The sequence below is a fragment of the Delftia sp. JD2 genome, from assembly GCF_001682645.1.
Taxonomy (GTDB): Bacteria; Pseudomonadota; Gammaproteobacteria; order Burkholderiales; family Burkholderiaceae_C; genus Comamonas; species Comamonas acidovorans.
In genome coordinates, this window is sequence record NZ_LFJT01000002.1 from 42,559 (window position 1) to 66,739 (window position 24,181).

The 24,181-nt window shown below is 66.2% G+C and carries 20 protein-coding genes; 3 read left to right on the forward strand and 17 right to left on the reverse strand.

What is annotated here, in order from left to right; all coding sequences use genetic code 11:
• Positions 1 to 23 precede the first annotated feature (23 nt).
• The 3 genes from ACM14_RS01290 to ACM14_RS01300 all read left to right on the forward strand — a co-directional run bounded on the left by ACM14_RS01290 (position 24) and on the right by ACM14_RS01300 (position 3,815).
• Positions 24 to 1,031 (forward strand): D-glycerate dehydrogenase, encoded by a 1,008-nt coding sequence (locus tag ACM14_RS01290; RefSeq protein ID WP_065345041.1) that lies wholly within the window; start codon positions 24 to 26, stop codon positions 1,029 to 1,031.
• A gap of 110 nt (positions 1,032 to 1,141) precedes the next feature.
• On the forward strand, positions 1,142 to 2,632 hold the full coding sequence (locus ACM14_RS01295; RefSeq protein ID WP_034398730.1) for a DNA recombination protein RmuC: 1,491 nt from the start codon (positions 1,142 to 1,144) through the stop codon (positions 2,630 to 2,632).
• Between the two features lies 1 nt (position 2,633).
• Positions 2,634 to 3,815, forward strand: a complete 1,182-nt coding sequence (locus tag ACM14_RS01300; protein ID WP_065345042.1) for an MFS transporter — start codon at positions 2,634 to 2,636, stop codon at positions 3,813 to 3,815.
• Between the two features lie 69 nt (positions 3,816 to 3,884).
• Here the strand turns inward: ACM14_RS01300 and ACM14_RS01305 are convergent, their stop codons facing one another.
• The 17 genes from ACM14_RS01305 to gyrA all read right to left on the reverse strand — a co-directional run bounded on the left by ACM14_RS01305 (position 3,885) and on the right by gyrA (position 23,992).
• Positions 3,885 to 4,754 carry an LOG family protein gene (locus tag ACM14_RS01305; protein WP_013801619.1) on the reverse strand — a complete coding sequence of 290 codons (870 nt, stop codon included), beginning with the start codon at positions 4,752 to 4,754 and terminating at the stop codon, positions 3,885 to 3,887.
• A 243-nt stretch (positions 4,755 to 4,997) separates the two neighbouring features.
• Positions 4,998 to 5,381 carry a monovalent cation/H(+) antiporter subunit G gene (locus tag ACM14_RS01310; RefSeq protein ID WP_012206533.1) on the reverse strand — a complete coding sequence of 128 codons (384 nt, stop codon included), beginning with the start codon at positions 5,379 to 5,381 and terminating at the stop codon, positions 4,998 to 5,000.
• Positions 5,378 to 5,656: a K+/H+ antiporter subunit F gene (locus ACM14_RS01315; protein WP_012206532.1), complete on the reverse strand. Its 279-nt coding sequence runs from the start codon at positions 5,654 to 5,656 to the stop codon at positions 5,378 to 5,380. The genes ACM14_RS01310 and ACM14_RS01315 overlap by 4 nt, the downstream gene beginning before the upstream one ends.
• Positions 5,653 to 6,144 (reverse strand): Na+/H+ antiporter subunit E, encoded by a 492-nt coding sequence (locus ACM14_RS01320; RefSeq protein ID WP_013801620.1) that lies wholly within the window; start codon positions 6,142 to 6,144, stop codon positions 5,653 to 5,655. The genes ACM14_RS01315 and ACM14_RS01320 overlap by 4 nt, the downstream gene beginning before the upstream one ends.
• Positions 6,141 to 7,937, reverse strand: coding sequence for a monovalent cation/H+ antiporter subunit D (locus ACM14_RS01325; protein WP_012206530.1), 1,797 nt, complete (start codon positions 7,935 to 7,937; stop codon positions 6,141 to 6,143). Before ACM14_RS01325 ends, ACM14_RS01320 begins: the two co-directional genes overlap by 4 nt.
• Positions 7,934 to 8,299, reverse strand: coding sequence for a Na+/H+ antiporter subunit C (locus ACM14_RS01330; protein ID WP_012206529.1), 366 nt, complete (start codon positions 8,297 to 8,299; stop codon positions 7,934 to 7,936). Before ACM14_RS01330 ends, ACM14_RS01325 begins: the two co-directional genes overlap by 4 nt.
• Positions 8,299 to 11,277, reverse strand: a complete 2,979-nt coding sequence (locus tag ACM14_RS01335) for a monovalent cation/H+ antiporter subunit A (protein ID WP_065345043.1) — start codon at positions 11,275 to 11,277, stop codon at positions 8,299 to 8,301. Before ACM14_RS01335 ends, ACM14_RS01330 begins: the two co-directional genes overlap by 1 nt.
• 139 nt (positions 11,278 to 11,416) lie before the next feature.
• Positions 11,417 to 11,827: a helix-hairpin-helix domain-containing protein gene (locus ACM14_RS01340; RefSeq protein WP_065345044.1), complete on the reverse strand. Its 411-nt coding sequence runs from the start codon at positions 11,825 to 11,827 to the stop codon at positions 11,417 to 11,419.
• 257 nt (positions 11,828 to 12,084) lie between these two features.
• Positions 12,085 to 13,260, reverse strand: coding sequence for a lipopolysaccharide assembly protein LapB (gene lapB, locus ACM14_RS01345; protein WP_065345045.1), 1,176 nt, complete (start codon positions 13,258 to 13,260; stop codon positions 12,085 to 12,087).
• Positions 13,250 to 13,570: a lipopolysaccharide assembly LapA domain-containing protein gene (locus ACM14_RS01350; protein WP_065345046.1), complete on the reverse strand. Its 321-nt coding sequence runs from the start codon at positions 13,568 to 13,570 to the stop codon at positions 13,250 to 13,252. The genes lapB and ACM14_RS01350 overlap by 11 nt, the downstream gene beginning before the upstream one ends.
• Positions 13,571 to 13,650: 80 nt before the next feature.
• Entirely contained in the window at positions 13,651 to 13,992 is a 342-nt protein-coding gene (locus ACM14_RS01355) for an integration host factor subunit beta (RefSeq protein ID WP_013801626.1), read from the reverse strand.
• Positions 13,993 to 14,082: 90 nt separating this feature from the next.
• Positions 14,083 to 15,786: a 30S ribosomal protein S1 gene (gene rpsA, locus ACM14_RS01360; protein ID WP_288124655.1), complete on the reverse strand. Its 1,704-nt coding sequence runs from the start codon at positions 15,784 to 15,786 to the stop codon at positions 14,083 to 14,085.
• A 166-nt stretch (positions 15,787 to 15,952) separates the two neighbouring features.
• Positions 15,953 to 17,980 (reverse strand): bifunctional 3-phosphoshikimate 1-carboxyvinyltransferase/cytidylate kinase, encoded by a 2,028-nt coding sequence (locus ACM14_RS01365; RefSeq protein WP_065345047.1) that lies wholly within the window; start codon positions 17,978 to 17,980, stop codon positions 15,953 to 15,955.
• 114 nt (positions 17,981 to 18,094) lie between these two features.
• Positions 18,095 to 18,973 (reverse strand): prephenate dehydrogenase/arogenate dehydrogenase family protein, encoded by an 879-nt coding sequence (locus ACM14_RS01370; protein WP_065345048.1) that lies wholly within the window; start codon positions 18,971 to 18,973, stop codon positions 18,095 to 18,097.
• Entirely contained in the window at positions 18,973 to 20,073 is a 1,101-nt protein-coding gene (gene pheA / locus ACM14_RS01375) for a prephenate dehydratase (RefSeq protein WP_013801628.1), read from the reverse strand. The genes ACM14_RS01370 and pheA overlap by 1 nt, the downstream gene beginning before the upstream one ends.
• A 19-nt stretch (positions 20,074 to 20,092) precedes the next feature.
• A complete protein-coding gene (serC, locus tag ACM14_RS01380; RefSeq protein ID WP_063325831.1) occupies positions 20,093 to 21,202 on the reverse strand; it encodes a 3-phosphoserine/phosphohydroxythreonine transaminase in 1,110 nt (369 codons plus the stop codon).
• 123 nt (positions 21,203 to 21,325) lie between these two features.
• Positions 21,326 to 23,992, reverse strand: coding sequence for a DNA gyrase subunit A (gene gyrA / locus ACM14_RS01385; RefSeq protein WP_034395021.1), 2,667 nt, complete (start codon positions 23,990 to 23,992; stop codon positions 21,326 to 21,328).
• Positions 23,993 to 24,181: the final 189 nt, after the last annotated feature.

Consider the following 24,181-nt stretch of genomic DNA (forward strand, 5'->3'; position numbering starts at 1 on the left):
CCAAGACAAGGAAAGAGACAGACATGGCAAGCAAACCCCGCATCCTGATCGCCCGCGCCATCCCGCCCGAGGTGGTGCGCAAGCTGGAGCAGCACTTCGAGGTCGAGTCCAACCAGGACGACGTGGTCTGGAGTCCGCAGGAACTGGCCGCGCATCTGCAGGACAAGGACGGCGTGCTGACCACAGGCTCGCAGACCATCGATGCGGCACTGCTGGCGGCCTGCCCGCGCCTGAAGGTCGTGGCCAACATGGCCGTGGGCTACAACAACTTCGACGTGCCCGCGATGACGGCAGCGGGCGTGCAGGGCACGAACGCGCCCGACGTGCTGACCGAGACCACGGCCGACTTCGGCTTCGCCCTGCTCATGGCCACGGCCCGCCGCGTGACCGAGAGCGAGCACTACCTGCGCGCTGGAAAGTGGAACTCCTGGCGCTACGACCTGTTCGCCGGCTCGGAAGTGCACGGCAGCACGCTGGGCATCATCGGCATGGGCCGCATCGGCCAGGGCATCGCCCGGCGCGGTGCGCATGGCTTCGGCATGAAGGTGGTCTATCACAACCGCTCGCGCCTGTCGCCTGAGCTGGAAGCCGAATGCAAGGCCGGCTACGTGGGCAAGGACGAACTGCTGGCCATGGCCGACCATGTGGTGCTGGTGCTGCCCTACACCAAGGAAAACCACCACACCATAGGCGCGGCCGAGATCGCAAGGATGAAGCCCACGGCCACGCTGATCAACATCGCCCGTGGCGGCATCGTCGATGACGCGGCGCTGGCCAGGGCGCTGCGCGACAGGACCATTGCCGCCGCCGGCCTGGACGTGTTCGAGGGCGAGCCCTCGGTCCATCCCGAGCTGCTGACCGTGCCCAATGTCGTGCTGACCCCGCACATCGCCAGCGCCACCATGGGCACGCGCAGCGCCATGGCCGAGCTGGCAGCCGACAACCTGATCGACTTTCTGAGCGGCAAGGGCCCGCGCACGCCTGTCAACCAGCCCGAGGCGGCGGCTGCAGGCGCGCGCGCCAAGGCCTGAGTGCCGTATCCCGACAATCGCGGGAAGGCAGGCCCTGGCCGCTTCCCGCTGAATGGAGCTGAAGCAAGATCTTGACCCAGATATCCGGAGTGTGGTGGGCGGCATGGGCCGTGCTGCTGTTGGGGCAGGCGGCCGTGATCTGGCTGCTATGCAGGCGCTCGGCGCAGCGCGATGACGGGGTGGCGCCGCAGCAGTTGCTGCAGGCGCTGCAGATGCTGGATGTGCGGCTGCAGCAGCTCGAGCGCGGCGCCCAGGCCACGCAGATGGCCGTGGCCAAGAGCGACGGTGGGTTGGACCGTGTGTCGCAGCAGCTGCAGGCCCATCTGGCCCAGGCCCAGCTCGATGCACAGGCCGCGCGGCGCGAGCAGGGCGAGGCGCTGGCAGCCTTTCGCATGGAACTGGGCCGGCTCACCGTGCGCCTGGCCGCCGACAGCGCCCAGGCCCGCGAGGCCCAGGGCGAAAGCACGCAGCGCTTCAACGCCCATGTGCAGGAGCGTTTCGAGGCGCTGGCGCAGACCACGCGCAGCACGCTGGACTCCCTCAAGAACGACATCCAGCAGCAGCTGGGCGGGCTGGCGCAATCCAGCCAGGTCCATGCCGAACAGCTGCGCGGCACGCTCAACGAGCGCCTGGCCACCATCCAGTCGGACAACGCGGCGCGGCTGGAGGAGATGCGGCGCACGGTGGACGAGAAGCTGCATGCCACGCTGGAGCAGCGCCTGGGCGAGTCGTTCAAGCTGGTCAGCGACCGGCTGGAGCAGGTGCACAAGGGCCTGGGCGAGATGCAGACGCTGGCCGGCAGCGTGGGCGACCTCAAGCGCGTGATGACCAATGTGAAAACGCGCGGCACCTGGGGCGAACTGCAGCTGGGCGCCATCATCGAGAACGTGCTCACGCCCGAGCAGTACGCGCGCAACGTCAAGACCGTGCCTGGCAGCGACGATATGGTGGAGTTCGCCATCCGCCTGCCCGGACGCAGCGACGAGACGCCGGTCTGGCTGCCCATCGATGCCAAGTACCCGGTGGAGCAGTACCAGCGCCTGCTCGACGCCCAGGATGCGGCCGACAAGGCGGCAATTGCCTCGGCCGGCAATGCCTTCGAGGCATCGATCAAGTTCGAGGCCCGCAAGATCCATGGCAAGTATGTGAGCCCGCCCCACACCACGGACTTTGCCGTGCTCTACCTGCCCACGGAAGGCCTGTTTGCCGAGGTCATGCGCCGCCCCGGCCTGGTCGAGGCCGTGCAAAACGGCTGCCGCGTGATGGTCACCGGCCCGGCCAATCTGGCGGCCATGCTCAGCAGCCTGCAGATGGGCTTCAAGACGCTGGCCATCGAAAAGCGCTCCTCCGAGGTCTGGGCCGTGCTGGGCCAGGTCAAGACCGAGTTCGCCAAGTTCGGCGAGGTGGTGGATGCCACGCGCAAATCCATCGATGCCGCCGCCAAGCGCTTCGAGCAGGTGGGTGTTCGCACGCGCGCCATCCAGCGGCAATTGCGCGATGTGCAGGAGCTGCCCGCGCCGGCCTCGAGCGCAGGGCTGCCCGGTCTGCCGGACGACAAGGACACGGCGGCAGGCATGGAGCCAGGGTCGGAGCAGGACTGAGATGAATCTGGCGCTGTTCAAAGTCATCATGGCCCAGGTCAGCGTGCACGCCACCATGGCCGGCATGCGGCTGGCCGCGCCTTTGCTGGCGCTGCAGCAGGGCTACAGCGCGGCGGCCGTGGGGATCTTGCTGGCGCTGTTTGCGCTGACCCAGGTGTTCCTGGCGCTGCCGGCCGGGCGCTTTGCGGACAAGCATGGTTTTCGCAAGCCGTTTTTCCTGTCCATGCTGGCGGCCAGCGGCGGCTGTGCGCTGGCACTGGCGTTTCCGGTCTATCCCGTGCTGTGCCTGGTGGCGCTGCTGACGGGCGGTGCCAGCGGCGCGGTGGTGATTGCCGTGCAGCGCCATGCAGGGCGGGTCACTCACGACGCCGTGGCGCTCAAGAAGGTGTTCAGCTGGCTGGCCATAGGGCCGGCCATCTCCAACTTCATCGGGCCTTTCAGCACCGGGCTGCTGATCGATCACGCGAATTTTGGAGGCGAGGGCAGCACCATGGGCTACCGCGTCGCCTTCGGCCTGCTGGCCCTGGTGCCCGTGCTGGCCTGGAGCTGGGTGCGCCACACGCATGAGCTGCCGCCCGTGCGCGCGCCCATCGGCGGCCCCAAGCAGCATGCCTGGGACCTGCTGCGCGACCGCAATTTCCGCAACCTGCTGCTGGTCAACTGGCTGCAGTCGGCGTGCTGGGATGTGCACACCTTCGTGCTGCCGCTGCTGGGCCATGAGAAGGGGTTGAGCGCCTCGGTCATCGGCACGCTGCTGGGCATTTTTGCCGTGGCGGCCGCCGCCATCCGCCTGGCCATGCCGCTGGTGGCCGAGCGCCTGCGCGAAGGCGCCGTGATCTCCGGCGCCATGGCCATCACCGCCTTCGTCTTTGCGCTGTACCCCTTCATGGACTCGGCACTGACCATGGGCGTGTGCTCGGTGCTGCTGGGCTTTTCGCTGGGCTCGGTGCAGCCCATGGTCATGAGCATGCTGCACCAGATCACGCCCGAGCACCGCCATGGCGAGGCGCTGGGCCTGCGGCTCATGGCCATCAATGCCTCCAGCGTGGCCATGCCCGTGCTGTTCGGCTCGGCGGGGGCGCTGATCGGCGTGTCTGCGCTGTTCTGGGTTGTGGGCGCAGCCGTGGCCTCGGGCATCCGCACGGCCTGGTTCATGGGATTGCCGCCGCGCAAGCCGGAATGAAAAAGGCGACCTGCGCCTTGGTGCGCAGATCGCCTTGCGATGCGGTGGCGGCCTGCCGGCCGCTGCGGCTTACCAGCCGCCAGCGTGGAACTGCTTGATCAGCGCCCAGGCCTCCACCGGATCATCGGTATAGCGGAACAGCTGCAGGTCCTTGGGCGAGATCGTGCCTTCCTCGATCATCAGGTCGATGTTGAGCAGCCGCTTCCAGAACTCGGTGCCGAACAGGATCACGGGCACGGAATGCGTCTTGCCGGTCTGCATCAGGGTCAGCACCTCGAACAGCTCGTCCAGCGTGCCGAAGCCGCCGGGGAAGGCCACCAGGGCCTTGGCGCGCATCATGAAATGCATCTTGCGCAAGGCGAAGTAGTGGAACTTGAAGCTCAGGTCCGGCGAGATGAAGCGGTTGCCGTTTTGCTCGTGCGGCAGCTCGATGTTCAGGCCGATGCTGGGTGCGCCCACATCATGGGCGCCACGGTTGGCCGCCTCCATGATGCCGGGGCCGCCGCCGGTGCAGATATAGAGGCGCTCCTCGGGCGGCTGGTTCAGGCTGTCGGCGGCCACGATGCGCGTGAAGGCGCGGGCCTGCTCGTAGCGGTGGGCGTTGCGCACGGCGCGCTCGGCCACTGCAATGCGCTGTGCATCGCCGCTGGCCTGCGCGTCGGCCAGTTGCTGCTCGGCCTGCTCCAGGTCCACGAAGCGCGCGCTGCCATAGACCACGACGGTGTTTTCTATGCCGCGTTCGATCTGCGCCAGGTCGGGCTTGAGCAGCTCCAGCTGCATGCGGATGCCGCGGGTCTCGCGGCGGAACATGAATTCCGGGTCCGCGAAGGCGAGGCGATTGGAATTCTGCTGCAATGCCATGCCGTTGTGCGCCTGGTTGTGAAGGGCCGACCAGCCGTTGGCCAGATCGGTATCGGTCAGGGGGGAAGAGATTTGCATGAACCCTCGTACACAGAAAAACCCAGGGCGGCCACGCCTGTGGCCGTTCCATCAAATGCGTTGCCAGCGCAGATGATGACTGCACTATACGCTCACAAACTCATAGCCGCGGGGCTCGCGTATCCGTTGCTTTGCGCATTGACGGGGCCGGTGGCAGATTCGTATGCTGAGCAGTTGGGCAGGGCTTGGGCCTGGGGCCCGCCACCGGCAATGGGCGGGCATTTTCAGGCGCCGCAAGCGATTTCAGACGTCCGGGTGCTCGGCCGGTTCGTTGCGCACGACGGTGCTCAGCGGCGGCGGCACGTCCTGGCCCGCACGGCGCGCGCGGAACAGGGCTGCGCGCATCAGGAAGATGGTGGTGATGGGCACGGTCACGGAAATGAAGACCGCAATCAGCAGCGCATGCACGGCCAGGCTCTGGCCACTGACGGAAAAGTAGATCCAGGTGGCATGCATGATCAGCCAGCAGCCCATGGTGGCGATGATGGAGGGCGCATGCACGCGCTCGAAATAGCTGCCCAGCCGCCAAAGTCCCATGGAGCCCAGGAAGGCGATGATGGCGCCCCCCAGCGCCAGCGCGGCAACCAGGATCTGGCACCACAGCGGCAGTGTGGTCTCCGGCGTCATTCGATCACCTCGCCGCGCAGCAGGAACTTGGCCATGGCGGTGGAGCCCACGCAGCCGAACAGCGCGACCAGCAAGGCCGCCTCGAAGTAGCTTGTGCTGTCGTAGATGATGCCCATGAGCAGCATGGCCAGCATGCCGTTGAGGTACATGCAGTCCAGCGCCAGCACGCGGTCCTGGGCGTGCGGGCCCTTGAGCAGGCGCAGCACGGCGCAACCCATGGCCGCGACCAGCAGGCCCAGCGCGAACATCAAAGTCCAGTGGAACCAGGGCATCATTCGAAAATCTCCATCAGGGGGCGCTCGTAGCAACGCTTGACGTGCTGGACGATCTCCTCGGGATCATCGACCTCCAGCACATGCAGCATGAGCTGCGAGCGGTCGCGCGAGATCTCGGCCCAGGCCGTGCCGGGCGTGATGCACACGATCATGGCGAGCACGGCCAGGCCGTTGGGATCGCGCAGTTCCAACGGGATGCGCACGAAGTTGGCCGGGTGCTTGCGCATGCCCGGAAACAGCATGAACCGCACGACGTTGAAGTTGGACAACGAGGTGTCCCAGACCACGCGCAGCGCCAGGCGCAGGATGGTCAGCGGATGGCGCACCCGCACGGGCAAGGGGCGCAGGCCGCGCAGCAGCAGCGGCAGCAGCAGACCCAGCAAGGCGCCGAGCAGGATCTGTCCACTGCTGAACGAACGGTTGAGCAGCAGCCACAGCAGGAACAGCGCCACCGACAGCAGCGGCGCGGGCAGCAAGGTTTTCATCATCGGGAATCCTCCTTGCCCGCCGTCGTGCCTGCATCGCCTATGCCTGCGGGTATGGGCGCGCCACTGGCCTGGGCCGCGGCGCGTGCCGCGCCTTCAGGGCCGGCTTCCAGGCGAGCCTTCTTTTCTGCCGGGCTGGGCTCGGGCTGCGTGCCCATGACGGAGCGTACATAGACATCGGGCGCCAGCAGCGCATCGGCTGCGCGCTGGGTGTAGCCCATCAGCTCGCCGCCGCGCATCGTCAGTGCCACGCAGCAGGCCAGCAGCAAGGCGATGGGCAGGCCTTCGACCACGCGCAGCGAGGGGGAGTTCTGCTCCTCGGTCGCCCAGAAGTGGCGTATGCCGGCGCGCACCAGCGACAGCAGGGCCAGCAGCCCGGTGATGATCATCAGCGCCACCAGCACCCAGCCGGCCCAGCCGGCCTGGAAGCCGCTGGAGTTGCCCAGGCCCAGCGGGTTGAGCAGGGCAGACAGCATGGCGAACTTGCCCACGAAGCCCGACAGCGGGGGCAGGCCGGTGACCACCAGGGTGGCCAGCATGAAGCTCAGGCCGATGAAGGCGGCTGCGGCGGGAATGGCGCGGCCGATCAGCACCTCTTCGGATTCGTCAAGGTTGAATCCCTCGGTGGGAAGCAGCTCGGCGTTGAGGAAGGGCGCCTCATCGTCTTCATAGGGCTCGCCCGCGTCGTCATCCACACGCCAGCGGTCCACCACGTCGGCAATCAGGAAGAGCGCGCTCACGGCCAGGGTGGAGCTGGGCAGGTAGTACAGCAACCCCGCCGTCAGCGCGTTCTGGCCAAAGCCCGTGGCAGCCAGCAGGGTGCCCGACGACAGGATGGCCGCAAAGCCCGCGATATGCGTCAGGCGCTGCGAGCCCAGCATGCCCAGGCCGCCGAAGGCCATGGTCAGCATGCCGCCGACGATCAGCCAGGTGCTGCCGAACAGGGCGGAGGAGCCGGCCTCGGAGCTGAACAGCAGCGTCCACAGCCGCAGCACCACGTAGACGCCCACCTTGGTCATGAGCGCGAACACGGCACCGACGGGCGCGGTGGCCGCGCTGTAGGCCGGCACCAGCCAGAAGTTCAGCGGCCACATGGCCGCCTTGGTCAGGAAGGCGATGCCCAGGATGGCCGCTGCCGAATGCAGCAGCCCGCGGTCGGCACTGCTGATCTGGGGAATGGCGCGCGCCAGGTCTGCCATGTTCAGCGTGCCGGTCAGGCCGTAGAGCATGGACACGCCGATGAGGAACAGCGATGAGGCGGCCAGGTTGATGGCGATGTAGTGCAGGCCCGCCTGGATGCGCGCCCGGCCCGAGCCATGCAGCAGCAGGCCGTAGGAGGCCGCGAGCATGATCTCGAAGAACACGAACAGGTTGAACAGGTCCGCCGTGAGGAAGGCGCCGCTCAGGCCCATCAGCTGGAACTGGAACAGCGAGTGAAAGTGCATCCCCGCGCGGTGCCAGCGGGCGCTGGAGAAGATCAGCGAGGCCAGGGCCACCGTGTAGGTCAGCACCAGCATCATGCCGGTCAGGCGGTCCAGCGCCAGCGAGATGCCGAAGGGCATGGGCCAGTTGCCCGGCATGTAGACGCCCAGGTTGACGGGTGCGCCGGCCTGGTCGGTCCACAGCATCAGCAGCACGGCCACGCCCAGGCCCAGCACGGTGGACACCAGGCCGAGGGCGAACTTCACGCGCTGGCGCTCCTCGCGCAGCAGCAGCATGAGCGCTGCCGAGAGCATGGGCAGCACGATGGGCGCCAGCATCAGGTGCGGCATGAGACGGGCGGTCAGCTCGTTCATGGCATCTCCTGCTCGGTGCGGGAATGGGCTCCGTCCACATGGTCGGTGGCGGTGGTGCCGCGCGAGGCCAGCAGCACCACGAGGAACAGCGCCGTCATGGCAAAGCCGATCACGATGGCCGTGAGCACCAGCGCCTGGGGCATGGGATCGGCATAGTGCGCGAGATCCTGCGGTACGCCGGCCCGCAGCACGGGCTCCTTGTCAATGGCCAGGCCCTGGCGGCCCATGCTGAAGATGAACAGGTTGACCGCATACGACAGCAGGGCCAGCCCCATGATGACCTGGTAGGTCCGTGGGCGCAGCAGCAGCCACACGCCCGAGCCGGTCAGTACGCCGATGGCAATGGCAAGCACGACTTCCATCAGAAACCTCCTCGCGCCAGGGCTGCAGCGGTGGCCTGCTGCACGGCGGCTTCGGCCTCCTCGGCCTGTTGTTGCTGCTCCTCCAGCAGGCGGGCGTGGTAGCGGTGGCTGCGCACCGATTGGTGGGCGATGGCCGTCAGAATGAGCATGGTCGCGCCCACCACCAGCGAGAACACACCGATGTCGAAGAACAGGGCGCTGGCGAGATGCACGTCGCCGACGACTGGCAGGGTCATATGGAAGGTGTGGCTGGTGAGGAAGGGATAGCCGGCCACGATGGAGCCCATGCCGGTACCCAGTGCGAACAGCAGGCCGACACCGATCCATCGGCGCGGGAAGATCGGCAAGTGGGCCTCGACCCACTGCGTGCCGGAGATGATGTACTGCATCAGCAAGGCGACCGAGAACACCAGGCCGGCGACGAAGCCGCCTCCGGGTTCGTTGTGGCCGCGCATGAAGATGTAGACCGAGACCAGGGCCGCGAAAGGCAGCAGCAGGCGGACCAGCACGGCGGGCACCATCAGGTAGCCCACGGCCGTATCGCCGGCATTGCGCGGATTGAACAGATCGGTCTGCAGGTCGCCTGGCACGTAGCGCTGCTGCTCGGGAAGGTCCAGCGTCTCGCGCGCCGGGCGGAAGCGCCGCAGCAGGGCATAGACCACCAGGGCCACGATGCCCAGCACCACGATTTCGCCGAAGGTGTCGAAGCCACGGAAGTCCACCAGCATGACGTTGACCACATTGGTGCCGCCGCCGTCGCTGAGCGCATGTTCGAGGAAGAAGGTGGAGGCGCCGTCATAGAAGGGGCGGCTCATCATGGCGAAGGCCAGCCAGGCCATGCCGCCCCCGGCCACCAGCGACAGCAGCAGGTCGCGCATGCGGCGCGAGCGGGCTCGCAGCTCGGCGGACAGCACGGGAATGTGCAGGCTCTTGTCGCGCTTGGGCATCCAGCGCAGGCCCAGCAGCATCAGCACCGTGGTGGCGACCTCGACCACCAGCTGGGTCAGCGCCAGATCGGGTGCCGAGAACCACAGGAAGGTCAGGCAGGTGCACAGGCCGGCGCCGCCCAGCATGATCAGCGCGGTCAGCCGGTGGTACTTGGCCTTCCAGGCCGTGCCCAGGGCGCAGAGAATGCCCACGGCCCACAGCAGCACGAAGGCGGGCGACAGCGGCAGCATGCCCCGATCGCCCAGCTTGATGCCCTGCAGCCACAGCGGCAGAACGCCCGCCAGCACGGCGGTGCACACCAGCCACAGCATCTGCCACTGCAGGCGCATGGTGGACAGGCGCCGGCGTGACCAGCGGCCCAGCAGGGACAGGCGGGCCAGCAGGTTCTCGAAGATGCGCTGGCCGCTGAGCGTGCCCACCAGCGGTGCGTTATCGATGTGGCCGGCCTGGCGCTGCCAGCGCAGCAGCATGTACAGCAGGATGCCGCCAATCAGGGCGACCAGGCTCATGATCAAGGGCATGTTCCAGCCGTGCCAGATGGCCAGGCTGTACTCGGGCAGATCGCCGCCGACCACGGGCGTGGCGGCCGCTGCAAGGAAGCTGCCCACCGCCCACGCGGGCAGCATGCCGACCACCAGGCAGGCCAGCACCAGCAATTCGACGGGCACGCGCATCCAGTGCGGCGGCTCGTGCGGCTCGTGCGGCAGGTCGGTGGCCTTGGGACCGAAGAAGACGTCAATGGTGAAGCGCAGCGAATAGGCCACGCTGAACATGCCCGCCACCGTGGCGGCCACGGGCAGGGCCGTGCGCACCCAGGGGGCAGCGTCCAGATAGACGGTCTCGGCGAAGAACATTTCCTTGGACAGGAAGCCGTTGAGCAGCGGCACGCCCGCCATGGCCGCACTGGCCACGCAGGCCAGCGTGGCCGTGATGGGCATCATGTGCCGCAGGCCCGAGAGGCGGCGGATGTCGCGCGTGCCGCTTTCATGGTCAACGATGCCTGCGGCCATGAACAGCGAGGCCTTGAAGGTCGCGTGGTTCATGATGTGGAACACCGCAGCCACGGCGGCCAGCTTGCTGTTGAGGCCCAGCAGCAGCGTGATCAGGCCCAGGTGGGAAATCGTCGAATAGGCCAGCAATCCCTTGAGATCGTGCTGGAACATGGCCAGATAGCCACCGATGAGCAGCGTTGCCGCGCCGGCTCCGCCCACCAGCCAGAACCAGGCATCGGTGTCACCCAGCACGGGCCACATGCGTGCCAGCAGGAAGACGCCGGCCTTGACCATGGTGGCGGAGTGCAGGTAGGCCGACACCGGCGTGGGCGCGGCCATGGCGTGCGGCAGCCAGAAGTGGAAGGGGAACTGCGCGCTCTTGGTCAGTGCGCCCAGCAGGATCAGCACCAGGGCGACCAGGTACAGCTGGTGGTCGCGCACCTGCTGGCCGGCGATGAGCACGTTGTCCAGGTCATAGCTGCCCACGATGTGGCCCAGCACCAGCATGCCGGCCAGCATGGCCAGGCCGCCCGTTCCCGTCACCGTCAGCGCCATGCGCGCGCCCCGGCGTGCATCCTTGCGATGGTGCCAATAGCCGATCAGAAGAAAGGAGAAGAGGCTGGTCAGCTCCCAGAAGAAGGCAATCTGGATGATGTTGCCCGACAGCACCACGCCCGCCATCGCGCCCATGAAGGCCAGAAAAAACGAGAAAAAGCGCGGCACGGGATCGGCCGGCGACATGTAGTAGCGCGCATAAAGCACCACCAGCGAACCGATGCCCAGCACCAGCATGCAGAACAACCAGGCAAAGCCGTCCATGCGGATCACCAGATTCAGCCCCAGTGCCGGCAGCCACTCGATCTCCTGGCGCAGCACCTCCCCATCGGCGATCTGGGGGAACAGCAATGCCGTCTGGATGGCGCAGCCCAGAGCAATGACGCCGGCCAGCGTTGACTCCGTATTGCGCGCATTGGCGGGCAGCATTGCGGCAATCAGGCTGCCGATGAAGGGTAGGAGGATGAGGGTGATCAGGGGCATGGGCGGTTCATTTTACGGGCAAGGTTTTTTGCTTCGCTATGAAAACCTGAGCATGTTTCAGGCTATGGCCGCGCATACCCCGAGGGTAGTACGCATGAAAAACCCGCCGAAGCGGGTTGGATAGAGACAGTTGGCGTACTCAGGAGGCCGCGCCGGCCTTGGCCGGCGTGGCCGGTTTGGCGGCCTGGTCCTTGGTCGGCTTGGTGCCTTTGGCTGCCGTGTCCTTGGTATCCTTGGCATCCTTGGCCGCCGTATCCTTTACAGCGGGCTTGGCTCCCTGGCCCTTGTAGCTGGCGCCATTGACCGTCAGGCCGTCACCCGAGAACTTGGCGGCGGTCGGTTCGCCCACGCCTTTGACGCGGGCAATGAAATCGGGCCAGTCCTTGAAGGCGGAAGATTTGCGCTCCTCGAGAATGCGTGCCGACATGGCCGGGCCAATGCCCTTGATGGATGTCAGTTCGGCTTCATTCGCCTTGTTGACTTCCACGGCAGCCAGGGCCATCACGGACCACAGCAGTGCAATGAAGCCAGCCATCAGTTTTCTGAACATACAAACCTCCTGATCCCAAAATGTTGAGGGCCGCAACATTGCGACCCAGAGGCATCTTATGCAGGGCCTTGGCGTGCGGCTAGGCGGTGAAGGGGGCCAGCAGGCCCGTGCAGGCATGGCCGAACGTGTGCAAAGTCAATGGCCATGCGCCTGCCAAGGCGGTTTCTAGGAATACTCTGAAAATACACCGTCCATGCCGTGTTTGCCAATGGGGGTGACGCGATGCAGGGGGAGCTGCTTCTCGCGCCTGCCCTGCATCACAGCTCCTCGACGCGCCGGGCCGGATAGCTGTCCCAGCTCTGGCAGCCGGGGCAATGCCAGAAATGCTGGCGTGCCTCGAAGCCGCAGGCCGCGCAGCGGTAGCGGGTCAGCGGCTTGGCCGCGTGGTCCAGCGCGCGTTGCACGGCCGGGTGGTACTGCTCCTCGGCCAGCTTCTCGCCTGCCAGCCACTGCGCGGCAGCCACCAGGGAGGGCTCCCTGTCCAGATGCTGGACCAGGCGTGCGCGTCCCGGTGCCTTGGTTTCACCATCGTTGCTCTGTTCTTCGATTTGAGCGTCCAGCGCGACCAGCGCCTGCAGCAGATCCAGCGAGGGCGCCTGCTCGTACTGCTGGCTGAGCAGTTGGTGGATGTGTTGGCGCTGGCCCGTGGCGGCGGCAATGTCCACCAGCAGCTGAGCCGCCAGCGGCAGCGAGGCAGGGGACTGCTCGGCCAGGCTTTCCAACGTGTGCAGGGCCTGGGTCGATTGCCCCATGCGGTGCTGCAGCTGCGCGTGCTCCAGGCGCGGGCGTGCGGCCTGTGGGGCGGTGGTGATGGCCTGCTGCAGCCGCTGCAGTGCCTCGGCCTGCTGGCCCTGGGTCAACAGGGCCTGGGCGTCTTCGCAGAGGTAGTGGGCCAGGCGGCCGCTGAAGTCGCCCTGGTTGGCTTCCTGCATGCGGCGCGCAATGGCGGCGGCCTGTGTCCAGTCGCGCGAGCGTTCGTAGATGGCCAGCAGGGCCAGGCGGGCTTCGGCCTCGAAGGCCGTGCCTTCCAGGCGGCGCAGCGCGTCCTCGGCGCGATCGAGCAGGCCTGCCTTCAGAAAGTCCTGGGCCAGCGCGTGCTGGGCGCGGTCGCGGTCCACGCGGCTGAGGTCGCCGCGCGACAGCAGGTGTTCGTGCACGCGCACGGCGCGGTTGTATTCGCCACGGCGGCGAAAGAGGTTGCCCAGCGCGAAGTGCAGCTCCGAAGTGTCGGGGTCGTTCTGCACGGCTTCGATGAAGGCGTCTATGGCCTTGTCCTGCTGCTCGTTGAGCAGGAAGTTCAGGCCCTTGAAATAGGCCTTGGGCGCCTGGCGGTTTTCGGCGCGAATCTGCCTCAGGTCCCAGCGCGAGGCCAGCCAGCCCAGCACGAAGGCGACGGGCAGGCCCAGCAATATCCAGCTCAGATCAAATTCCATGCACGTCGCCCGGCAGGATGGGGGATGGGGCGGGCTTGGGCGCCGTGGCCGCTTGCGGTGCCTCGGCCGCGGCAGGCACCGTGGCCTGGGTCGAGCGCGCGGCGTTGCGGTGCTTGAGCCAGCGCGGCACCATGCCCAGAACGCCCACGATCAGGCCCAGGGCGAAGGCGGCCAGCACCACCAATACCAGCGGCGCAGTCCAGGAGGTGCCGAAGAAGAAGTGCACCGTCGCGTCCTGCTGGTTGTTCAGGGCGAAAGCGAACAGCGTAAAAAAAATGGCCGCCTTGAGCAGCCACAGGAAGTACTTCATGTGTTCCCTTGTGTGACGGGAACGATTCTAGAGCCTGGCGGAGAGGGCGGCTGCGGCGCGCGCAGCCGGTCAGCCCGCTTTCAGGCGGCAGGGCCGGTGCCTGTGCCGGAGCCTGTGTTGTCTGTATCGATGGCCGCGCCGGGGCGCAGGTCCACGGCTTCGCGCAGGGCCTTGCCGGGCTTGAAGTGCGGCACGCGCTTGGACGGAATGTGGACGGCCTCGCCACTGCGGGGATTGCGGCCCATGCGGGGCGGGCGATGGTTGACCGAGAAACTGCCAAAGCCGCGGATTTCGATGCGATGGCCTCGCACCAGGGCATCGCTGACGGCGTCAAGAATCGTCTTGACGGCCTGCTCGGCATCGCGCTGGCTCAGTTGGCCAAAGCGGGCGGCGAGTTCTTCGACGAGATCGGATCGGGTCATCAAGGATAGGAATCAGGGGTTGAAATGGCGACGGGCGCCCGGAGGCGCCCGTCGCATCCGACCTTCAGCGGTCAGCAGACTGGCTGCTGATTACTTGTCGGAGTTGTCCAGCTTGGCGCGCAGCAGGGCGCCCAGGCTGGTCGTGCCGGCGTTTTCCTTGGCCGACTGAGCGGACAGGGAAGCCATGGCTTCTTGCTGGTCGACCTGGTCCTTGGCCTTGATCGACAGCTGGATGTTGCGGGTCTTGCGATCCACATTGACCACCACGGCGGTGATCTCGTCGCCTTCCTTCAGCACCGAGCGGGCATCTTCCACGCGGTCCACGGCGATTTCCGAAGCACGCAGGTAACCGATGATGTCTTCGCCCAGGTCGATTTCAGCACCACGTGCGTCCACCGTCTTGACCTTGCCCGACACGATCTGGCCCTTGTCGTTCACGGTCACGAAGGTCGTGAAGGGATCGCTGTCCAGCTGCTTGATGCCCAGGGAGATGCGCTCGCGCTCGACGTCCACGGCCAGCACGATGGCTTCGACTTCCTGGCCCTTCTTGTAGTTGCGCACGGCGGCTTCGCCGGGCTCGTTCCAGGACAGGTCGGACAGGTGCACCAGGCCGTCGATACCGGCAGCCAGACCCACGAACACGCCGAAGTCGGTGATCGACTTGATCGGGCCCTTGACGCGGTCGCCGCGCTTGGTGTTCTGCGCGAACTCTTGCCAGGGGTTGGCCTTGCACTGCTTCATGCCCAGCGAGATGCGACGCTTGTCTTCGTCGATCTCCAGCACCATGACTTCGACTTCGTCACCCAGGGTAACGAGCTTGGTCGGAGCAATGTTCTTGTTGGTCCAGTCCATTTCGGAGACGTGCACCAGGCCTTCGATGCCGGGTTCCAGCTCGACGAACGCGCCGTAGTCGGCAATGTTCGTGACCTTGCCGAACAGGCGGGTGCTCGAGGGGTAGCGGCGCGAAACGCCCATCCACGGGTCGTCGCCCATTTGCTTCAGACCCAGCGAGACACGGTTCTTCTCGGTGTCGAACTTGAGGATCTTGGCGGTGATTTCCTGGCCAGCCTGCACGACTTCCGAGGGATGACGCACGCGGCGCCATGCCATGTCGGTGATGTGCAGCAGGCCGTCGATGCCGCCCAGGTCCACGAACGCACCGTATTCGGTGATGTTCTTGACCACGCCTTGAACGATGGCGCCTTCCTTCAGCGTTTCCATCAGCTTGGCGCGCTCTTCGCCCATCGAGGCTTCGACCACGGCGCGGCGGCTCAGCACCACGTTGTTGCGCTTGCGGTCCAGCTTGATGACCTTGAACTCCATCGTCTTGTTTTCGTACGGAGTCAGGTCCTTGATCGGACGGGTGTCGATCAGCGAACCGGGCAGGAAGGCGCGGATGCCGTTGACCAGCACCGTCAGGCCGCCCTTGACCTTGCCGGAGGTCGTGCCGGTCACGAATTCGCCCGATTCCAGGGCCTTTTCCAGAGCCAGCCACGAGGCCAGGCGCTTGGCGGTGTCGCGCGACAGGATGGTGTCGCCGTAGCCGTTTTCGATCGAGCCGATGGCGACCGACACAAAGTCGCCCACCTGGACTTCGATTTCTCCCTGGTCGTTCTTGAATTCGTCGATTGGCACGTAGGCTTCCGACTTCAGGCCAGCGTTCACGACGACGAAGTTGTGCTCGACGCGCACGACTTCAGCGGTGATGACCTCGCCAGGACGCATTTCCGTGCGTTGCAGCGATTCTTCAAACAGGGAGGCAAAAGATTCAGACATGTATTTCCTTGCCCGCAAGCAGGTTTCCGCTGGCACTATTGCCAGGCGTTTCTAGGACTGTTTGCGGAGGTGTTGTGGGTTCAACCACTGTGTTGGAGTCTATGGACCTCGGGCCGTACATGGGGCGGTGCCGCCATGTCTGGGCCCGGAGGGCGGGTTTGCCGACGTGCGGCGCAACTGGCAATCAGTCGCGGCCGAACGGCTGGCGTTCCTGCCACCACGAAAGCACCTGCTCTGCCACCTCTTCGATGGAGAGTTCGGAGCTGTCAAGCAGCATGGAATCCTGGGCGGGCTTGAGCGGTGCGACGCTGCGGTTCATGTCCCGCGCATCGCGTGCTTCAAGGTCAGCCCGAAGGGCGCTTATGTTAGCGGCAATTCCTTTGGAAATCAACTGCTTATGCCGGCGCTCGGCGCGACAGGCGGCGGAGGCCGACAAATAGACCTTGAGGGGAGCATGGGGAAAGATCACCGTGCCCATGTCGCGGCCATCGGCAACCAGCCCCGGAAGCTGCTGGAAGGACAGCTGCAGGTCCACCAGCGCGTCGCGCACGGCAGGCAGGGCCGAGACGCGCGAGGCGTTCATGCCCGACTCCTCGCTGCGCAGGATGAGGGTGACATCCTCGTCACCCAGCCAGATGCGCTGCTCGGCGTCAAAGCGCACGGGCAGCTCACGCGCCAGCACGGCGATCTGCTGGGCGTGCGGTTCATCCAGCACCAGGCCGGCGCGCGATGCGGCCAGCCCCGTGAGCCGGTACAGCGCGCCCGAGTCCAGCAGGTGGTAGCCAAGAGCCTGGGCGACCTCGGCGGCAATCGTGCCCTTGCCCGAGGCCGTGGGGCCATCGATGCAGATCACGGGAATGCGCGCGCGCGCCGTCTCGCAGACCGAGAACAGGGCTTCGAAGTAGTCGGGGAAGGTCTTGGCGACGCACTTGGGGTCTTCGATGCGCACGGGCAGGGCGGCCGGATTGAAGGCCGCCAGCGAGAAGCACATGGCCACGCGGTGGTCGTCATAGGTGTGGATGCTGGCCGCACGCCATGCGGCGGTGGACGCGGGCGGCGTGATGCGGATGTAGTCCGCGCCCTCCTCGACATCGGCGCCCAGCTTGCGCAGTTCCTTGGTCATGGCCGCGATGCGGTCGGTTTCCTTGACACGCCAGCTTGCGATGTTGCGCAGCGTGGTCGTGCCATCGGCATACAGGGCCATGACGGCCAGCGTCATGGCGGCATCGGGGATGTGGTTGCAGTCCAGGTCGATGGCCTTGAGCGGCCATGCGCCACGGCGGATGCGCAGCCAGTTGGGGCCGCCTTCCACCTCGGCGCCCATGGCGCGCGCGGCCTCGACAAAGCGGATATCGCCCTGGATGGAGTCCAGTCCCACGCCGAGGATGCGGATGCCTTCGGCGCTGTCCGAGGCGATGGCGCCCAGTGCGATGAAGTAGCTGGCCGACGAGGCGTCTGCCTCGACATGGATCTCGCCCGGCGAGCTGTAGCGGCTGCCGGCCGGGATGGTGAAGCGCTGCCAGTTCTCGTTGTGCACGGCAATGCCGAAGCGGGCCAGCAATTCCAGCGTGATGTGGATGTAGGGCTTGGAGATCAGCTCGCCCACGACTTCGATGGTGATGTCGCGCGTGTTGGCCAGCAGCGGCAGCGCCATGAGCAGCGAGGTCAGGAACTGGCTGGAGACATCGCCACGCACCTGGATGGGGTTGTGCGGCAACTGCGAGGAATCGGGCTGGCGGATATGCAGCGGAGGAAAGCCCTCGTTGCCCAGATAGTCGATGCGGCAGCCGAGCTGGCGCAGCGCATCGACCAGATCGCCGATGGGGCGCTCATGCATGCGCGGCACGCCGCTGAGCTTGAAGTCGCCGCCCAGCACGGACAGGGCTGCCGTCAGCGGCCGCATTGCTGTGCCGGCGTTGCCCATGAACAGTTCGGCGCTGGCGCCAGAGGGCAGGACGCCGCCCAGGCCGGTGATGCGCACGGGCTGGCCGAGGGTGATGGTTGCGGGCTCCACCGTGCAGCCCAGTTGCTGCAGGGCCCGGAGCATGACGCGCGTGTCGTCCGAGTCGAGCAGGTCGTGGACCACGGTCGTGCCCTGGCTCAGTGCCGCGAGCAGCAGCACGCGGTTCGAGATGCTCTTGGAGCCCGGCAGGCTCACCGTACCCTGCGCGCGGGAAAGAGGGGGGATATCGAGAAAGGCGGTACTGAACATGGCAATTCGGAAGCAAACAGGCTGTCGGAAGGCATTGCGGCCGCGCCGGCCGCAATGCACAGGAGCGCTTTGGGTGCGCCGGGCTTGCGTCTGACGCTTGCCCTGCGTTGCGCGTCAGCGGCGCGGAGCGCCCATGCGCCAATGGGCGCGCGCGGCACTGGCCAGGGTCAGGCGGTCTTCAAGACCTTGTCCGTCACCGGCCTGGATCAGGGATTCGAGTTGCTGCAGCGCCTGCTGGAACTGGCGCGACTGTGCCAGAACCTGCTCGCTGTTGGCCAGCAGCACATCACGCCACATCTTGGGATCGCCTGCGGCAATGCGTGTGAAGTCGCGGAAGCCGGGGCCGGCCAGTGACAGCACGTCGTCGGAGTCGGGCTGGGTGATCACGCTTTGCATCATGGCGAAGGCCAGCAGATGCGGCAGGTGGCTGACCGTGGCAAAGGCGCTGTCGTGGGCTTCGGGCGACATGGCGCGCACGCGGCAGCCCAGCAGTTCCCACAGGGAGCGGGCCTTTTGCAGGTGGTCGGTCAGCGTGCGTTCGGTGGGCGTCAGGATGACCTGTGCGCCCTTGTACAGCTGGGGGGCGGAGTGCTCGACGCCCGAGACTTCCTTGCCTGCAATGGGATGGGCCGGCACGAAGGAGCCGAGCTGGTCGCGCAGGGCCGAGCGGGCGGCATGCACCACATCGACCTTGGTGGAGCCCACGTCCATGATCATCATCTCGGGCGTGACCAGGTGCTTGATGGACTTGAGCGTGGCCTCGGTCGCCGCCACAGGCACGGCCAGCAGCACCAGGTCGGCACCGGCGGCGGCCAGCAGGGCGGAGGGGGCCTCCACATCGATGACGCCCATCTGGCGAGCGCGTTCGGTCGTCGAAGGCGACTTGCTGTAACCCACGACGCGCTTGACCAGCCCTGCCTGCTTGAGCGCCAGGGCGAACGAGCCGCCCATGAGGCCGCAGCCGATCAGGCCCAGTTGTTCAAAGGGCTGCATCACTTGGATACCGGGTAGGTGCCCAGCACCTTGTAGAAGGCACACAGGCCGCGCAACTCTTCCAGCGCGCTGGCCACATTGGGCTGTGCCGGGTGGCCTTCGAGGTCGATGTAGAAGTAGTACTCCCACTGGCCGGTGCGCGCGGGGCGCGACTCGAAGCGCGTCATCGACACGCCGTGCCTCTTGAGCGGCACCAGCAGGTCATGCACGGCGCCGGGGCGGTTGGGCACGGAGATGATGATGCTGGTGCAATCCTGGCCGCTGGGCGAGGGCGTGGCCAGCGTGTGCGGCAGGCAGATGACGGCGAAGCGCGTGCGGTTGTAGGCATCGTCCTGGATGGCATGCGCCACCACATGCAGGCCGAATTGCTGGGCCGCGCGTTCGCTGGCCAGGCCGGCGATGTTGGGGTGCAGCGCGGCCAGGCGGGCGCCTTCGGCATTGCTGGACACCGGGCGGCGCTCGGCGTGCGGCAGGTGCTTGGCCAGCCAGCCCTGGCACTGGGCCAGGGCCTGGGGATGGGCTGCCACGACCTCGATGCCCTCGGTCGTGTTGCTGCTGCGAAGCAGGTTGTGGCGCACCAGCAGGCTGACCTCGCCCACCACGTGGCAGGGCGTGTGCAGGAACATGTCCAGCGAGCGCGTGACCACGCCTTCGTTGGAGTTCTCCACGCCCACCACGCCGTACTGCGCGCTGCCTGCGGCCGTGGCGTGGAACACCTCGTCGAAGCTGTTGCAGTACATCAGATCGGCCGCGCCGCCGAAGTACTGGATGGCGGCTTCCTCGCAGAACGTGCCCGCCGGGCCCAGCACGGCCACGCGCTGGGGCGACTCCAGCGCCAGGCAGGCCGACATGATCTCGCGCCAGATGGCCGAGACATGGCCGTTCTTGAGCGGGCCGGGATTGGCGGACTCGATCTTCTGGATGACCTGGGCCACGCGGTCCGGGCGGAAGAAGGGCGTGCCTTCACGCTTCTTGACCTCGCCGACCTGCTCTGCCACGCGGGCACGTCGGTTCAGCAGGTCCAGCAGTTGCTGGTCGATATCGTCGATCTGCACGCGCAGATGCGCCAGATCGGGAGAGGCTTGGGGTGTGGTGCTCATGGGCGGGAGTGTGGGTCGGTCAGGCGTTGCGCTGTTCGAATTCGCGCATGTACTCCACCAGCGCCTGCACGCCAGCGATGGGCATGGCGTTGTAGATGCTGGCACGCATGCCGCCGACGGACTTGTGGCCCTTGAGCTGCAGCAGGCCGCGTTCCCGGGCTCCGGCCAGGAAGGCGTCATTGCGCGATTCGTCGCGCAGGAAGAAGGGGATGTTCATGCGCGAGCGGCAATTGGCAGCGACCTTGTTCACGTAGAACGAGGACTGGTCCACGTACTGGTAGAACAGGTCGGCCTTGGCGATGTTGCGCGCCTCCAGGGCGGCCACGCCGGTCAGGCCGCCTTCGGTCTGGCGCTTGATCCATTGGAACGTGAGGCCCGCGATGTAGATGCCCCAGGTCGGAGGCGTGTTGTACATCGACTGGTTGTCGGCCACGGTCTTGTAGTCGAAGGCCGAAGGGCAGGCCGGCAGGGCGTGGCCCAGCAGATCCTCGCGCACGATGACCAGGGTCAGGCCGGCCGGGCCCAGGTTCTTCTGCGCGCCGCCGAACGCCAGGCCCACGCGGCTCCAATCGACGGGGCGCGAGGCCACGTGCGAGGAGAAGTCAACCACCAGCGGAGCATCGCAGCCCAGCGCCTTCAGGTCGGGCAGCTCCTGGAATTCCACGCCATGGATGGTTTCGTTGCTGCAGATGTGCACATAGCTGGCGCCGCGGCTCAGTTGCCAGCTCTCGGGGGCGGGCAGGGCGGTGAACTTGCCCTCCTCGCCGCTGGCCGCGATGTGCGCGTCGGCCACGTACTTGCGTGCTTCCTTGGCCGACTTCTGGCTCCAGCTGCCGCTGAGCACGAAGTCCACCGTGCCGGCGCGCGAGAGGTTCAGGGGAACGATGGCGTTCTCGGCCAGGCCGCCGCCCTGCATGAACAGGATCTTGAACTCGGGCGGTACGGCCAGCAGCTCGCGCAGGTCGGCCTCGGCCTGTTCATAGATGGAGATGAACTCCTTGCCGCGGTGGCTCATCTCCATCACGCTCATGCCGGACCCGTGCCAGTCGAGCATTTCGGCGGCTGCCTGCTGCAGCACTTCGGCGGGAATGGCGGCTGGGCCGGCGGAGAAGTTGTAAGGGCGGTTCATGGAGTTCACTGTCAAGTCACGCGCAGGCGCCAGTTCGGGCGGTGCCTGCAACTGTCAAAAATCTGGGCCGCCGCTGGGGCTGCGCTCCCGGTGCGGGAGGCAGTCCCAGCGGCGGCTGGGTCATCAGGCGGGCTCGCCCGTGCCTTCGGCAGCGGCTTCGTCGCCGCCCGTGGCCTCCTCGCCCGTGGCCTCGTCCTCGACTTCGTTGGCATCGTTTTCAACGATGCGCTGCAGGCCGCCGAGCTTGGCGCCTTCGTCCAGGGAGATCAGCGTCACGCCCTGGGTGGCGCGGCCCAGTTCGCGGATTTCCGAGACCCGGGTGCGCACCAGTACGCCAGTGTCGGTGATCAGCATGATTTCGTCATCGGCATGCACCAGGGTGGCGGCTACGACCTTGCCGTTGCGCTCGGACTGCTGGATGGCAATCATGCCCTTGGTGCCGCGGCCATGGCGCGTGTACTCGACGATGGAGGTGCGCTTGCCGTAGCCGTTCTCGGTGGCCGTGAGCACGCTTTGCGACTCGTCCTCGGCCACCAGCATGGCGATCACGCTCTGGCCTTCTTCCAGGTTCATGCCCTTGACGCCACGCGCGTTGCGGCCCATTGGGCGCACGTCGTTTTCGTCGAAGCGCACGGCCTTGCCGCCGTCGCTGAACAGCATCACGTCATGCTTGCCGTCGGTGAGGGCTGCGCCGATCAGGAAGTCGCCCTCGTCCAGGCCCACGGCGATGATGCCGGCCTTGCGCGGGTTGGAGAACTCGTCCAGCGCCGTCTTCTTCACGGTGCCCATGCTGGTGGACATGAACACATAGTGGTCGGCCGGGAAGCTGCGGTACTCGCCCGTCAGCGGCAGCACCACGTTGATCTTCTCGCCATCCTGCAGCGGGAACATGTTGACGATGGGGCGTCCGCGCGAGCCGCGCGAACCTGCGGGCACTTCCCAGACCTTGAGCCAGTACAGGCGGCCGCGGTTGGAGAAGCACAGCAGGTAGTCGTGCGTGTTGGCGATGAACAGCTGGTCGATCCAGTCGTCTTCCTTGGTGGCCGTGGCCTGCTTGCCGCGTCCGCCGCGCTTTTGCGAGCGGTACTCGGACAGCGGCTGGCTCTTGATGTAGCCCGTGTGGCTGAGCGTGACCACCATGTCGGTGGGCGTGATCAGGTCCTCGGTGGACAGGTCCTGCGCGCTGTATTCGACCGTGCTGCGGCGGGCGCCGACCTTGCTCTGGCCGAACTCGGCCTTGATCTGCTTGAGCTCGTCGCCAATGATGGCCGACACGCGCTCGGGCTTGGACAGGATGTCCAGCAGGTCCTCGATGACGGACATCACGTCCTTGTACTCGGCGACGATCTTGTCCTGCTCCAGGCCGGTCAGGCGCTGCAGGCGCATCTGCAGGATTTCCTGGGCCTGGGTTTCGGACAGGCGGTACAGGCCATCGGCCTGCATGCCGAATTCGCGCTCCAGCCCGTCGGGGCGGTAGTCGTCGGCGTTGACCACGCCGCCATCGGTGCGGGTGCGCGTGAGCATCTCGCGCACCAGCTTGCTGTCCCAGTTGCGCGTCATCAGCTCGGCCTTGGCCACAGGCGGCGTCGGCGCGTTGCGGATGATGGCGATGAAGTCGTCGATGTTGGCCAGCGCGACCGCCAGGCCTTCCAGCACATGGCCGCGCTCGCGCGCCTTGCGCAGCTCATACACCGTGCGGCGCGTGACCACTTCGCGGCGGTGCTGCAGGAAGACCTCGACCAGATCCTTCAGATTGCACAGCTTGGGCTGGCCATCGACCAGCGCCACCATGTTCATGCCGAAGGTGTCTTGCAGCTGGGTCAGCTTGTACAGGTTGTTGAGCACGACCTCGGGCACTTCGCCGCGCTTGAGCTCGATCACCAGTCGCATGCCCGACTTGTCGGACTCGTCCTGGATGTGGCTGATGCCCTCGATCTTCTTTTCGTGCACCAGCTCGGCCATGCGCTCCTGCAGCGTCTTCTTGTTGACCTGGTAGGGCAGCTCATCGACGATGATGGCCTGGCGCTGGCCACGATCGATGTCCTCGAAGTGGCACTTGGCGCGCATCACCACGCGTCCGCGACCCGTGCGGTAGCCTTCCTTGACACCGTTGATGCCATAGATGATGCCGGCCGTGGGGAAGTCAGGCGCGGGAATGATCTCCATCAGCTCGTCGATGGTGGCCTGAGGCGTCTGCAGCAGGTGCAGGCAGGCATCCACCACCTCGTTGAGGTTGTGCGGAGGAATGTTGGTGGCCATGCCCACGGCAATACCCGAGGAACCATTGACCAGCAGGTTGGGCAGCCGCGCAGGCAGCACCAGCGGCTCGCGCTCGCTGCCGTCGTAGTTCGGGCCGTAGTCCACCGTCTCCTTGTCGATGTCGCCCAGCATCTCGTGGGAGATCTTGGACAGGCGGATTTCGGTGTAACGCATCGCCGCCGCGCTGTCCCCGTCCACCGAACCGAAGTTGCCCTGCCCGTCGACCAGCATGTGGCGCAGCGAGAAATCCTGTGCCATGCGCACGATGGTGTCGTACACCGCGCTGTCTCCGTGCGGGTGGTACTTGCCGATCACGTCGCCGACGATACGCGCCGACTTCTTGTACGGCCGGTTCCAGTCGTTGTTGAGCTCGTGCATGGCGAACAGCACGCGCCGATGCACAGGCTTGAGACCATCTCGCGCATCGGGCAGCGCCCGGCCCACGATCACGCTCATTGCGTAATCGAGATAGCTGCGACGCATCTCCTCTTCGAGGCTGATGGGCAGGGTTTCTTTAGCAAACTGGGTCATGTGTGGCGATACTCTGACGGCGGGAAAAGGCCCATTTTAGGTCGAATGACGTGTAGCAGCCGAGCAACATAACCCTGGAATTCCGCCGCTGTCCTACTTGTTGGCGCCCGCTTGGCGGTCCGTCTGCTTGTGACGTATGGCACAATCAATTCAACGTTTTTGGTGATGGTCACTGATAACGTCCACAGA

Coding starts and splice junctions, on each gene's coding strand:
- pheA (WP_013801628.1), bottom strand. CDS start 20,073: ATGAGCACCACACCCCAAGCCTCTCCCGATCTGGCGCATCTGCGCGTG.
- ACM14_RS01330 (WP_012206529.1), bottom strand. CDS start 8,299: ATGGAAGTCGTGCTTGCCATTGCCATCGGCGTACTGACCGGCTCGGGC.
- ACM14_RS01335 (WP_065345043.1), bottom strand. CDS start 11,277: ATGCCCCTGATCACCCTCATCCTCCTACCCTTCATCGGCAGCCTGATT.
- ACM14_RS01320 (WP_013801620.1), bottom strand. CDS start 6,144: ATGATGAAAACCTTGCTGCCCGCGCCGCTGCTGTCGGTGGCGCTGTTC.
- ACM14_RS01290 (WP_065345041.1), top strand. CDS start 24: ATGGCAAGCAAACCCCGCATCCTGATCGCCCGCGCCATCCCGCCCGAG.
- ACM14_RS01325 (WP_012206530.1), bottom strand. CDS start 7,937: ATGAACGAGCTGACCGCCCGTCTCATGCCGCACCTGATGCTGGCGCCC.
- gyrA (WP_034395021.1), bottom strand. CDS start 23,992: ATGACCCAGTTTGCTAAAGAAACCCTGCCCATCAGCCTCGAAGAGGAG.
- ACM14_RS01310 (WP_012206533.1), bottom strand. CDS start 5,381: ATGACGCCGGAGACCACACTGCCGCTGTGGTGCCAGATCCTGGTTGCC.
- ACM14_RS01350 (WP_065345046.1), bottom strand. CDS start 13,570: ATGAAGTACTTCCTGTGGCTGCTCAAGGCGGCCATTTTTTTTACGCTG.
- ACM14_RS01300 (WP_065345042.1), top strand. CDS start 2,634: ATGAATCTGGCGCTGTTCAAAGTCATCATGGCCCAGGTCAGCGTGCAC.
- lapB (WP_065345045.1), bottom strand. CDS start 13,260: ATGGAATTTGATCTGAGCTGGATATTGCTGGGCCTGCCCGTCGCCTTC.
- ACM14_RS01305 (WP_013801619.1), bottom strand. CDS start 4,754: ATGCAAATCTCTTCCCCCCTGACCGATACCGATCTGGCCAACGGCTGG.
- ACM14_RS01340 (WP_065345044.1), bottom strand. CDS start 11,827: ATGTTCAGAAAACTGATGGCTGGCTTCATTGCACTGCTGTGGTCCGTG.
- serC (WP_063325831.1), bottom strand. CDS start 21,202: ATGAACCGCCCTTACAACTTCTCCGCCGGCCCAGCCGCCATTCCCGCC.
- ACM14_RS01370 (WP_065345048.1), bottom strand. CDS start 18,973: ATGCAGCCCTTTGAACAACTGGGCCTGATCGGCTGCGGCCTCATGGGC.
- ACM14_RS01365 (WP_065345047.1), bottom strand. CDS start 17,980: ATGTTCAGTACCGCCTTTCTCGATATCCCCCCTCTTTCCCGCGCGCAG.
- ACM14_RS01315 (WP_012206532.1), bottom strand. CDS start 5,656: ATGATGCCCTGGTTCCACTGGACTTTGATGTTCGCGCTGGGCCTGCTG.
- ACM14_RS01355 (WP_013801626.1), bottom strand. CDS start 13,992: ATGACCCGATCCGATCTCGTCGAAGAACTCGCCGCCCGCTTTGGCCAA.